Raw genomic sequence first — 12562 nt, forward strand, 5'->3', positions numbered from 1 at the left:
AGGGCCCCGCCCACCGGTTCTCGGTGCGCGGGGCCCTCGTCGTGCCGCGTTCAGTCCTGCCAGTAGAAGAGCAGGGTGCCGACGTCCAGGGGCCCCCGCCGGCCGAAGTGGTAGACGCACAGGCCGGTGACGACGACGGACGAGATGTCGGGGTCGAGCCAGCGGAAGCCGGCCGCCTCCAGTGCGCCGCGGGCCGCGTGGTCCGGCTCGTAACTGGTGACGAAGCGCCCGAGGGTGCTGACGAGGACGTCGTCCCCGCCGCAGTCGAGCACGTGGTAGGTGCCGTCGCCCTGCTGGTTGTGCTCCCCGCAGGAGACCGGCGGCTTCGGGTCGAATCCGGCCTCGCTCAGGGCGGCGGTCGCCCGGGCGAGCTGCGCCTCCTGGTCGGTGGGGGCGGGCGGGTCCGTGCACAGGGCTTCGAGGTGCCAGCGGGGGTCGCTCCCCCGCTGGGCGCCCGGGGCGTACTCGTGGACGATCGCGCGGCGAAGCTCCTCGTCGAGACCGGGGACCTCCACCCGGGGGCTGCCCAGGCGCTCGTCGACGCGGCGGGTCTCGGCGGTGTCGTCGGTGAGCTGGTGCAGCGCGTAGGCGGCCCAGACCGCCGCCTCGGTCGTCGGCGCCTCGTCCAGGTAGGCGCGGAGCCGGTCCGGGTCGCCGACAAGTGCCTGGGCGAGGCGGGCCACCGTGCGGTCGGGGTCGGCCAGGTAGGCGGTGAGGTCCTGTCCCGCGCGGTGGCGCATCCGCACGGCGAAGAGACGGTCCTCGGGGCGCTCCGCGCCGAGGTCGGCCAGGATCGCCTCGGCCCCGTACCGCTCCACCAGTCCGTCGAGTCCGGCCTCGCCGAGCGTCTCCCGCTGCTGCCAGGGGGAGGCCGCGAGGGTGGCCAGCTCCCGGGCGGCCGTGCGGTCGCCGAGCAGCCCGCGGGTCTTCAGGATCGCCTCGGGCACGCCGTACGGAGGTTCGTTCCGCCGGTCCTCGTGGCACAGCCAGGGCAGGAGCTCGGTGCGGTCGGCGAGGAGGTCGAGGAGGGCGACGCGGACCTCGTCCGTCTCCTCGCCGTCACGGATCCGGTCGAGGAGGCCGGGGACGCGGGGCTCCGGGACGCGGCCGGCGAGCGCGCGCACACAGATCCGGCGGCGCCACCAGGCGTTACGGGTGTCCAGCACGTAGCGGGCGAGTGCGTCGGGGTCGTGGGCGCTCAGGGCGGCGGTGTCGGGCCCACCGCGCTCCGGTATGAGGGTGTCGATCGTCGGCATCGCCCGATGCTAGCGAGCGGGGCGGGCCGGCGATCACCGCTTTTCCGGTGGCGCGGAAAGGCCCCGCTCCTGGTGTGGAGCGGGGCCTTCGCGCGTCGGGAGGGGTCAGCGCCAGCTGTGCGGGGCGCGGAAGCCGTTCTCGCGCTCCAGGCGGCGCCAGCCGGCCGTGGAGCGGCCGTGGCGGGTGGGCTCGGCCGGCTGGGCGGCGGCGCGGGCGAGCAGCACGGCGGTGATCGCGGCCAGCTCCTCGGGGTCTGCGTGGCCCTTCTCGACTCGGAGAAGGTTGGCTGTGGCAGGCGTGGTCACTTCTGTGGGCTCCTCTTACTGAGGCGGGTTGCCGTGCTTGCGGGACGGCAGGTCGGCGTGCTTGGTGCGGAGCATGGCGAGGGACCTGATGAGGACCTCCCGCGTCTCTGCGGGGTCGATCACGTCGTCGACCAGTCCGCGCTCCGCCGCGTAGTAGGGGTGCATCAGCTCGGCCTTGTACTCCTTGACCATGCGGGCCCGCATGGCCTCCGAGTCCTCGGCCTCGGCGATCTGCTTCCGGAAGATGACGTTGGCGGCACCTTCGGCGCCCATCACCGCGATCTCGTTGGTGGGCCAGGCGTACGTCAGGTCGGCGCCGATGGACTGGGAGTCCATGACGATGTACGCGCCGCCGTACGCCTTGCGCAGGATCAGGCTGATCCGGGGCACGGTCGCGTTGCAGTACGCGTACAGCAGCTTCGCGCCGTGCCGGATGATCCCACCGTGCTCCTGGTCGACGCCCGGCAGGAAGCCGGGTACGTCCAGAAGGGTGACGATCGGAATATTGAAAGCATCGCACATCTGGACGAAACGGGCAGCCTTCTCCGACGCCTCGATGTCCAGGACGCCCGCCAGCGACTGCGGCTGGTTGGCCACGATGCCGACGACCTGGCCGTCGAGACGGGCCAGCGCGCAGATGATGTTGCGGGCCCAGCGCTCGTGGATCTCCAGGAAGTCGCCGTCGTCGACGAGCTCCTCGATCACCTTGTGCATGTCGTACGGACGGTTGCCGTCGGCCGGGACGAGGTCGAGCAGGACGTCGGAGCGGCGGTCCGCCGGGTCCTCGGAGGCGACGGTCGGCGGGTTCTCGCGGTTGTTCTGCGGGAGCATCGACAGGAGGTAGCGCACCTCCGCGATGCACGTCTCCTCGTCGTCGTAGGCGAAGTGGGCCACGCCGCTGGTCTCGGCGTGCACGTCGGCGCCGCCGAGGCCGTTCTGGGTGATCTCCTCGCCGGTGACGGCCTTGACGACGTCCGGGCCCGTGATGAACATCTGCGAGGTCTCGCGGACCATGAACACGAAGTCGGTCAGGGCGGGGCTGTAGGCCGCGCCGCCGGCGCACGGGCCGAGCATGACCGAGATCTGCGGGATGACGCCCGAGGCGCGGGTGTTGCGCTGGAAGATGCCGCCGTAGCCCGCGAGGGCGGAGACGCCCTCCTGGATACGGGCACCGGCGCCGTCGTTCAGGGAGACCAGCGGGGCACCGGCCGCGATGGCCATGTCCATGATCTTGTGGATCTTCGTGGCGTGGGCCTCGCCCAGCGCGCCGCCGAAGATCCGGAAGTCGTGCGCGTAGACGAAGACGGTGCGGCCCTCCACCGTGCCCCAGCCGGTGATGACACCGTCGGTGTACGGCTTCTTCGCCTCCAGGCCGAAGCCCGTGGCGCGGTGCCGGCGCAGCTGCTCGACCTCGTTGAAGGAACCCGGGTCGAGCAGCAGCTCGATCCGCTCGCGAGCGGTCAGCTTGCCCTTGGCGTGCTGGGCCTCGGTCGCCCGGTCGCTCGGTCCGCGCCGAGCCTCCTCGCGCAGGGCGTGCAGCTCGGCCACACGGCCACGGGCGTCAGTCGGCTCGCTCGGGATCTGGTCCACAACGGTCATGTACCGACCCTACGAAGCCGACCGAGGAAATCCCGCCGTCGACTCCGTACAGTCTCCCGTGTCGATTCCTGGTGGGGTAGGACAGAACCATGAGCGGCGCGTGCCGACTCGACAGCCATACACCCCCCGCCTTTGTAGGCTTTCCACATAAACCTGGGGACGGGGCTCCGCGCCGGGCCTTAGAGGACGACCTCGCAGCGGTGGGTGGCCCCCGCCGTGCCCGGGGCGATCCGCAGGCGCAGGGAACGTCCGGCGGCGAGCACCTCCACCGCGGGGTCGTGACCGGCCACCCGGCGGACCGGCTGGTCCCAGACCAGCTCCAGGGCCTGTCCGGTGCGCTGCGGCTCGCTGATCCGGAGGTCGAGGACGGCGCGCCGGCGACGAACCAGGACACTGGCCGGTGCCGTGACCGTCAGGCGCCCCACCGTACCGGCCCGCCACAGGTTGGCGGCCGTGAGCCCCAGGGAGGGGACGGCCACGGCCTGCCGGTCGGCGCTGTTGTCCAGGATCGTCAGCCAGTCCCGGTCGGCGGCGCGGGCGGACAGGGTGCGCGGGGAGGCGCCCGGCATGAGCAGGTAGACGTACGAGGCGTCGACCGGGTCCGTGCCGTGGTCCAGCCACAGGGTCTGGTAGGCGCGGGTACGGGTCTCGGTGGAGCTGGTGGTGTTGATGTCGCTCCAGGCGCCGGTCCTGTCCTCGCGCAGGGTGCGCAGGTTCGCCGCGCCGCGGGGAAAGACCCAGCCGCCGTGCCCTTCGAGGTGCGCCCAGCCCCGTCCGGTGGTGAACGCGTGGCCGCCGTTCTCGCCGAGGTTGCGGTTGTCGACGACCGTCTCCACGGGGACGCCGTCGGCGGCGGTGATCCCGGCGCCGAGGCAGATGACGGCGTCCGCCGCGCAGAACCAGGACTTACGGGCCTCCAGGGTGGAGCCGAGGCCCTTGAGGTGCTGGCCGACGGCGGCGAACTCGCCGTCGGTGGCTCCCCCGACCCAGCTCACGGCCGGCTTCGGAGCGCCCCACTCGCCGCCTGCGCGGTCGGCGAGGCGCTTGGTGGAGACCGTGGTGCCGGGCAGCCGGTAGGGGTCGACGGTGGGCCAGAACCAGTCGGTGTACTGACCGCCCTGGCCGGCGGTCCACCAGGAGAGCATTCCGGCGCCGGTGTGCCAGCCGCGCGGGTTCTCGCCGTTGCCGCACTCGTAGTACGAGATCCGCTCCGAGGCCATGGCGATGTTGGCGGCCCAGCCGGGGCGGCGGTGGACGGCCCGGTCCATGGAGGCGAAGAGCCGGTGTCCGGTCGGCTCGGGGGCGGCGGGGACGGGCGCGTCGGCGACGGCGTGCAGCCGCGCGAGGTCGGCGACGCCGAACTGGCGGGCGGAGAGGATCGGGGAGACGGTGTCCCGCTCGATCCAGCCCTTCACGCGCGCGTGCCACCGCTCGCGCTCGGCGGGGCTCGCTCCGCCGGCGAGCAGGGCGATGGCGGCGATGATCCCCTGGCCGTGGAAGTGGTCGGAGCGCATGACGCGGCGCTCGTCGTTCTTGAGGTGACCGCGGCTGATGGCGCGGCCGTTGACGCTGTCCATCATCAGGCCGTCGTAGAGGAGGGGCGCGTACGCCTTCTCCACGCTGTCGAGGATGATCTGCCGGTTCGGGTCGACGACCTCCCAGCTGGAGCCGGCGAGGAGGGTGAAGAGGCGCCCGAGGCCGTCGAGCATGACCTGTCCGTACGTGCCCGAGTAGGCGACCCAGGTGTGCTGGACGAACGAGCCGTCGGCGTAGAGGCCGTCGCCCTTGGTCACGTACGGGAAGACGGGCGAGAGGGCGTCGCGGGCGAGGGCGATCTTCGCCGGGTTCGCGCCGAGGATGCCGCGCAGGGCGACGGAGCGGCAGAGGTCGACGCGGTTGGCTCCGGTGGAGGTGCCGCTGTAGGTCGTGAGCATCGCGTCGGGGACGAAGTGGTCGACGGCGGCGCAGGCGGCGGCGATCCGTTCGGGACCGAGGTGCGGGTGGAGCCCGGCGACGATGTCCATGAGCAGGCGGGGGCTGCCTATCTGCCACTCCCACCAGTTGCCGTACCGCTGAGCGCCCGATTTGTACACCCGCGCGGAGAGGTGGTCGAGGCCGCGCAGGACGTCGGCGAGCAGGGTCGCGTCGCCGGTGAGTCCGGTACCGGGCTGGAGGTATGCCTGCGTCATCGTCCACAGGCGGCTGTAGCTCTGGGTGATGCCGGCGGGCGGGTCGAAGGTGACGCCCGGCCAGAGGGAGGTGTCGCCGGGTGCCATGGACGCCCGGAAGGCGCGGGCGAGGCCGCCGGTCTCGGCGAGACGGGAGGCGTACGGCTCGGCGCCGGCGTCGAAGCCGGCGCCGAGCTGGATGTCGAGCCAGCGCAGGCGCAGTTCCTCGAACTCGCCGTCCTCAGCGAGGGCGGTGGCGGAGAGTCCGAAGGCGTTCGCGGTGGCGGGAGCGGAGAGCCCGAGGGCCGCCGCGGTGGCGGTGGCGCTGACGAGGAACGTACGGCGGGACCAGACGGGAAGGGGCACAGGAGCCTCCCGGGAGAAGAGGTGTAGACCGGTTGGCGCCCGGTGTAGCACTCGTTCTCCGACGCAATCAATGAGCACGGCAGCCCGTGGCACAAGCGCTTTCTGTCCTTTCCCGTCCGACCTGCGCCGTCAGTTGCCGCAGTGGAACCGCGCGTTCCCCCAGTCCGCGTGGTCGTTGCCGTTCCCGTCGCCGCCGTCCCCGACCACCAGGTCCACATAGGACGCGCCGGTGACGTCGGCCGTCAGCGACCAGGCCGGGTCCGTCGCTCGGAGGACCGGCGACTTCACCTTCTCCGTACCGTCGGCGCGGACGCTGAACTGGACGGTGCCGCGGGTGGTCTGGACGTCGTCCACGCCGACCTCGGCGGTCAGCGAGGTGCACGCCCCGCCCAGGTAGTAGCGGACGGTGGCCGGGGCGTGGGTGCCCAGGCCCTTCGCGTACGCCACTCCCCCGATCCGGAGCGGGCTGCCGTCGCCCGCGCCCGTCTCGCCGTTGGACAGGTCGCGCTCGACCGGCCCCCAGCCGTTGGTGGCGGAGGTCCAGTCCAGGTCGCTCGCCCAACTGTCCGCGGCGGGCGGCGGGGGCAGCGTACGCACGGAGGTCGTGGCGCTCAGCCTCCGCGGCTCTCCGCCGACGGTGTACGTGACCGTCGAGCCGAGCGGGTACGTCCGGTACGCCGCGTCCACCGGCGGCGTCACCTTCCAGGTGGCGGTGGCCCGGGCGCCGGCCGCGACGGTCCCGAGGGTGACGGGTCCGGCCGGCTCGGCGGTCCAGCCGGCGGGGAGTTCCAGGACGGCCGCGGCCCCGGCGACGGCGTTCGCCTCGTCGTTGGCGAAGGTGGCCGTGATCTGGTTCGGGCGCCCGGGCTCCAGGGTCTCCGGGGCGGCCAGCGCCAGCGTGCCGCAGGCCGGCTTCTCCGGCGCCGGGCCGAGGTCGGTGACGGTGAAGCCGTCGAGGACGAAGTCGGCCCCGTCGGGGGCGTCGCCGCGCTTGCGCAGTCCGGTCCAGGTGTCGCCGCACCCGGCGGTCACGACCTCGGAGAAGTGCCCGGTGGTCCGCTGCTGCCCGATCGGGGTCCGGCGCGTCTCGACCGCGGTGCCGTTCGTCCGGTCGTATCCGGTGACCCACTCGTAGGCGCCCGCGTGGCTCGACTGGTAGTCGTACGCGACGCGGTAGCGGTGTCCGTCCTTCATCGGGACGGTCCAGGGCGCGGTCCGGTAGACCAGGCCGCTGTTCTCGTCGTGGGACTTCAGCGACTCGGCACCGCCGATGACGTCGATCACGTCGTCGATGAGTTTCCCGTTCCAGCCGGCCTGGGTGTACGGGGCGTGCAGCTGGGCGATATGGGTGCGCGGGTCGGTCGTGCCGCCGGCGTCGCCCTTGAGGAAGGGGCCCCAGCCCTGGTCGACGGCCTCGAAGTCCTCGTGCACGAGCGCGCCGGCCCTGGTGGCGGGCGCGTTGGCGACGATGCGGACGTCGTCGATCCGAACGGCCGCGGGGCTGCCGCCGGCGGCCTCGACCCGGAGGGTGGTGGAGCCGCTGCCGGGGGCGGTGAAGGTGACCTTGGCGCGCTGGAGACGGGTGCCGTTCCAGTCGGAGGCGGCGACCCGGTCCTCGACGGCGGAGCGCGCGACGGTGACGGACTTCCCGCCGGCGGACAGGGTGGTCGGGCGGGTCCTGCCGGGCTCGACCTCGATCAGGGCGGAGGCGGTGTAGCGCGCGCCCGGGGTGAGGCCGGTGATCTGCTGCCGGACGGACGCGGTCACGGAGCCGGTGAGCTTCGCGCTGTTGCGGCCCTGCGCGTCGGTGTCGCGGGCGACGGTACCGGCCTTGGTCCAGGCGGCCAGCCGCGCGTCGTTGAATCCGGGGTCCTTGACCGGTGTGCCCTCGCCCCAGCGGGGGTCGCGGGGCGCGGGGGTGACGCCCGGGTGGAGGACGTAGGGCTGTCCCGCGGCGGCGTCGAGGGTGATCCGCCCGTCGACGGGGCGTACGGTCGCGGTCTGCACGCGGCCGTTGTCGGTGAGCTTGTGGACGGTGTACGGGCCGGTGCCCGGGACCGCCCAGGTGCTGCGACCGCCCGCCTTGTTGAAGTGGTAGAGCTTCGCCCCGCCGTCCCAGGGGAGCAGATAGGTCTCGCCGTCGAGGACCTTGCGGCCGTTCTCGTAGAAGGTGCGCCGGCCGTTCTCGACGGTGCCGCGGACACCGCCCGTGAAGGTGAGGTCGTTGCCGTTCCAGCGGGTGATTTTCTGCTGCTGGAGGTACTTGGCGGGGAGGTTCTTCTGCCAGATGTTGGCGTAGAAGTGGTTCCAGTCGGTCTCGCCGGTCCAGCCCTCGAAGTCTTCGAGGGCCGTCTGGCCGAGGACGGGGTGGTTGTTCCAGACGTCCTTCTCGCCGTTGCGGATGAAGCGGATGATCTGGGAGTTGAGGCCCTTGTTGGTGGCTCCGCCGTAGTCGAGGTCGTTGGCCCAGTGGGACCAGAGGGAGGCCCGCTCGAACTTCTCGGACCACTCGGTGGCGACGTTCCAGCCCTGCGCCTGTACGGCCTGCATCGTCTTGTCGGCGATCCAGCCGTGGGTGTAGTAGACGTCGATGTAGAGCATCGACAGGTTCGGGTCGGTCTCGTCGCGCAGTTGCTGGAAGCGACGGGCGAGGTCGCCGCTGTTGATGTCCCGGCGCTGGTCGATGTAGTAGCTCTGGTTGAGCCAGTTCCAGCCGGGCTTCGTCCTGTCGACCAGGGTCTCGCTGAAGTTCTTCGCCTCGGGGTACGCCTCGGTGGCATTGACGTGGACCCCGAAGCCGGCGCCCCACTTCTTCCCCTCCCTCAGGAGGGTGTTGAGGTCGGCGAGCCCGCCCGCGCGCTTGTTGTAGTTGCCGCCGTAGTCGGGGTGGGCGGAGTCATGGCCCTCGGAGCCGTACCCCTTGAGCAGGGCGAACTGCCCCAGGCCGTCGGTGGCGAGCGAGATGCGCTTGACGTCGTCGAGGGTGCGCAGGAAGGGATGGGTGGCGTTGCTGGCGAAGTTGAACGGGATGTGGGCGATCACCCGGTCGGGGGTCTGCTCACCGCCCGGCGCCTTGATCCCGATGGTGCGGAAGGCGAGTGCGCCGTCCTGCCAGTCGGTCCTGCCGTCGGCGTTGGCGTCGGGGGTGACGACGACCTTGGCCCAGGGGAGGTTGTCGCCGCTCTCGGGCCGCGGCGCTCCGGCGCCGCGGTAGGTCCACTGGCCGGACCAGACGCCGACACGGGTCTCGGTGGCGGTCCTGCGGGCCTGGTGCCAGAAGCGGGCGCCGTCGCGGGCGCTCGGTCCTGAGGGCTTGTCGTAGCTGGAGTTGGACTCGACGGCGGCGGCGAGCCGGCCGGTGTTGACGAGTGCGTAGCTCGCCCCGACCGGACTCGCCTCGGCCGAAGTGGCGTCGGTGATGTCGGCGAAGACGTCGGCGGTACGGGTGGAGTCGGGGTCGAGCCGGGTGAAGGCGGTCTGCGCGCCGATGTCGGACGAGCCGACGGAGACGAGGTCGTGGCCGGGTATGTCGAGGGTGCCGACCCGGAACGCCTCGGTGTCGCGGACGGCGGTGACCTTGAAGGTGGTGGCCCGGCCGCTGACGCTCAGGGTCGCGTCGATCTCGACGCCGCTCAGGGTGGGGAAGGCCAGGGTGTACGCCGCGCTGGTGGCGGTCAGGACGGGGGCGGCCTTGGCCCGGACCGCGTACGGGGTGCCGTTGAGGACGATCTGGGTGACCGGGGCCGTACTGCCGAGGAGGCGGGCGCCGGTGGCGCGGTCGGTGTACGAGACGACGCGCGGGAAGTCCTCGGCGACGGCGACGGCGAGCTGGTCGGAGCCGATCACGGCCTCGGCCTCGGCCTCGGTCGTACGGGTGGGTGATGCGGGGGCTTCGGCAAAGGCCCCGGCCGGGGCTTGGGCGAGGGCGGGCCCGGAGAGGGCGAACACGGCCGACGAGGCGACGGCGAGCGCGCAGGCCGCACGGATTCTTCGCGACTTGGGGAGGGACATGGGGACTAGTTGGCCCGGGCCGCGCGACACCGTCAACGAGATCGCGTACCGGGGGCCCCACCAGTCCAAGAACCCCCTTCGGTTAGTCCAAGTGACCACCGGAGGGGGCTTCTTGCGGCTTCTCGCCACTTCTCGCGGCCAGTCGCGGCGAGTCGGTGCGGGAACGACGGTCAGCATCCGCCGCAGTTGTAGTAGGTCACGTCCCAGTGGTTGCCCTCGTCGGCGTAGATGTTGCCCGAGCCGGACCTCCACTGCGGGGCCCCGTCGCCGCGCACCCCGATATAGGTGAAGGTGTTCTTGATGTAGTTCCCGACGCAGGTGTACTTGCTGTAGTCGAGCTTGTAGCCGTTCCAGTGCGAGTACGTGCCGCCGGCGTGGCCGGTCTCGGTGCCACCGGTGATGTTCAGGGCGCAGCCGCTGGCGCTCTTGAGGGTCTGGGCGCCCTTCGCGGTGGCGAGGTTGAGCTGCTCGAACGACGTACAGGTCGGGTTGTTGCGGTCGGAGCAGCCGCCGGACGAGGACCAGGTGATCCCGGAGCTGCGGAACATCGAGGTCGCGGTGGCGTGGCTGATCTTGGTGACCGCGTGGGCGTCGGTGGCGCCGGTGAGGACGCCGACGCCGGGCGCGAAGAGGGCGCCGAGGACCAGGGCGAGCGCGGTGAGGACGGAGCGGAGCTTCATCGGGGGTTGCCTCCTGCTGGGGACCGTGACGGGTGGGACGGCGGTGCAGGTGGAGCAGCCGTGCTGGGTGAGCAAGGAGATGGTGCCGCAGGTCTACGCGCGTCCGCCAGAGGGCGTCGGCCCTTTCGGGTGAACCCCTTCCCCCAGATGTTGAAAGTTGAACGGAATAGGGCTATCGTCGTTCTCGTTGAACCTTCAACAAAGCTCGTCACCTCGTCCCCAAGGAGCACGTCATGGGCATCTTCACCCGCAGGAACGACGACACCGCCACCGCCGTCGCGACCCTCCCCGTCGACCCGGCCCTTGCCGCGCTGACCGGTGAGTACACGATCGACCCGGCCCACAGCAGCATCGGCTTCACCGTCCGTCACGCGATGGTCACCAACGTGCGGGGCTCCTTCGCCGAGCACGAGGGCACGCTGACGCTGGACGGCGCGAACCCGGGCGCGTCCTCCGCCTCCATCGACGTCACGATCGCCTCCATCGACACGGGCATCGCCGACCGCGACGGCCACCTGCGCAGCGGCGACTTCTTCGACGCCGAGCAGTTCCCGCTCATGACCTTCCGCTCCACGGAGGCCGAGCAGCTGGGCGGCGACACGTACCGCGTGACCGGCGACCTCACGATCAAGGGCGTGACCAGGCCGCTCTCCATCGACCTGGAGTTCAACGGCGCGGCCACGGACGTCTACGGCAACGAGCGCGTCGGCTTCGAGGGCTCGGCCCAGATCCTGCGCTCCGACTGGGGTCTGACCTGGAACGCGGCCCTGGAGACCGGCGGCGTCATGGTCAGCGACAAGGTGAAGCTGAACTTCGACATCTCCGCGATCAAGACCGCCGCCTGAGCCACCCTCTCCCTCGGCACCCACGAGCGCGCCCGCCTCTCCGTCACGACGGAGGGCGGGCGCTCGGCGTTCCCGGGTCGTTGTCAGTGCGGGTCGCTAGCTTCGGGCCCATGGAATTCCGTATCGACAGCAGCGTGTTGACCGACGCCGTGGCCTGGGCCGCCCGCGTCCTGCCCGCCCGGTCGCCCGTGCCGGTGCTCGGCGGGCTGCTCCTGGAGGCGAGCGACGGCCTGCTGCGCATCTCCGGCCTCGACCACGAGGCGTCGGCGCGCATCGAGGTCGAGGCGGACACCGCGCGGGAGGGCAAGGCGCTGGTCCTGGGGCGGCGGCTGCTCGACATCTGCAAGGTGCTGCCCCGGGGCGTGGTGGAGTGCGCGGTCGACGGTGCCCGGCTCTCGGTGACGGGCGGGGAGGCGCGCTTCGGGCTGTCCCTGCTGCCGGTGGACGACTATCCGGCGCGGCCCGCGCTGCCCGCGTTCCGGGGCGTGGTGGACGGCGGCGCCTTCGCGACGGCCGTCGGGCAGGTCGCGGTGGCGGCGGGCCGGGACGACTCGCTGCCGGTCCTCACCGGGATACGGATGGCGCTCGACGGTACGACGATGACGCTGGCCGCGACCGACCGCTACCGCTACGCGGTCCGCACCCTGGAGTGGAAGCCGGAGGGTGGAGGAGCCGCGCCCGGCGGGCAGGTCACGGGCCTCGCGGGGGAAGGAGACGGCGCCGGGACCGGAAGGGGTGCGGACGACGGAGGGGGTGCGGACGACGCAGGGGGTGCGGGCGACGCAGGGGGTGCGGACGTGGTGGCGCCGGCCCGCCGGCTGACCGAGATCGCGCGCTCCCTGACCTCGGCGGGGCCGGTCCGCCTCGCCCTGGACGGCGGTTCCATCGGCTTCGAGAGCGGGGCGACGAGGACGACGACCCGCCTGCTCGACGGCCGGCTCCCCCGTCACGACAAGCTTTTCTCGCTGGGTGAGCACGCGATCGCCGTGACGGACCGGGCTGCGTTGCTGGAGGCCGTGAAACGGGTCGCGGTGGTCGCGGAGGGCGACAGCCCGATCCAGCTGGCCTTCACCGGGGAGAGCGTCCAGCTCCAGGCCGGCTACGAGGACGACGTGGCGTCCCAGCGCCTCCCGTCCCTGCTCGAGGGCGCGGCCGCCATGACGGTCGCGTTCAACCCCGTTTACCTCCTGGACGCGCTCGGCTCCTTCGGCAGCGGATCCGTCCGCTTCCATCTGCTCGGGCCGGGGCAGCGCGCCCTGATCACCGACCGGCCTGGCGGGGTCCACCAGCACCTGCTGATGTCGGTGAAGCCCCTCCTCTGACTCCGCGGA

At 72.0% G+C, this 12562-nt stretch carries 8 protein-coding genes; 2 read left to right on the forward strand and 6 right to left on the reverse strand.

Going from position 1 to position 12562, the window contains the following annotated elements; translation table 11 throughout:
• Positions 1–50: 50 nt before the first annotated feature.
• From ACZ4VW_RS25120 to ACZ4VW_RS25145, 6 genes are all read right to left on the reverse strand, one after another.
• A complete protein-coding gene (locus ACZ4VW_RS25120; RefSeq protein ID WP_467966050.1) occupies positions 51–1256 on the reverse strand; it encodes a hypothetical protein in 1206 nt (401 codons plus the stop codon).
• A gap of 105 nt (positions 1257–1361) precedes the next feature.
• Complete coding sequence (locus ACZ4VW_RS25125; protein ID WP_376636639.1) at positions 1362–1562, reverse strand: acyl-CoA carboxylase subunit epsilon; 201 nt, start codon at positions 1560–1562, stop codon at positions 1362–1364.
• A gap of 15 nt (positions 1563–1577) precedes the next feature.
• On the reverse strand, positions 1578–3161 hold the full coding sequence (locus ACZ4VW_RS25130) for an acyl-CoA carboxylase subunit beta (protein WP_467966052.1): 1584 nt from the start codon (positions 3159–3161) through the stop codon (positions 1578–1580).
• Positions 3162–3340: 179 nt separating this feature from the next.
• Positions 3341–5695 carry a polysaccharide lyase 8 family protein gene (locus ACZ4VW_RS25135; protein ID WP_467966054.1) on the reverse strand — a complete coding sequence of 785 codons (2355 nt, stop codon included), beginning with the start codon at positions 5693–5695 and terminating at the stop codon, positions 3341–3343.
• 129 nt (positions 5696–5824) lie between these two features.
• Positions 5825–9706 (reverse strand): endo-alpha-N-acetylgalactosaminidase family protein, encoded by a 3882-nt coding sequence (locus ACZ4VW_RS25140; protein ID WP_467966056.1) that lies wholly within the window; start codon positions 9704–9706, stop codon positions 5825–5827.
• A 170-nt stretch (positions 9707–9876) separates the two neighbouring features.
• Positions 9877–10386, reverse strand: coding sequence for a hypothetical protein (locus ACZ4VW_RS25145; protein WP_467966058.1), 510 nt, complete (start codon positions 10384–10386; stop codon positions 9877–9879).
• 233 nt (positions 10387–10619) lie between these two features.
• Between ACZ4VW_RS25145 and ACZ4VW_RS25150 the strand changes: the two genes are divergently transcribed.
• Both ACZ4VW_RS25150 and ACZ4VW_RS25155 read left to right on the forward strand, forming a co-directional pair.
• Positions 10620–11231, forward strand: a complete 612-nt coding sequence (locus tag ACZ4VW_RS25150; RefSeq protein ID WP_467966060.1) for a YceI family protein — start codon at positions 10620–10622, stop codon at positions 11229–11231.
• 110 nt (positions 11232–11341) lie between these two features.
• Complete coding sequence (locus ACZ4VW_RS25155) at positions 11342–12553, forward strand: DNA polymerase III subunit beta (RefSeq protein ID WP_467966062.1); 1212 nt, start codon at positions 11342–11344, stop codon at positions 12551–12553.
• Positions 12554–12562: the final 9 nt, after the last annotated feature.

The organism is Streptomyces sp. NPDC029139 (assembly GCF_055564335.1).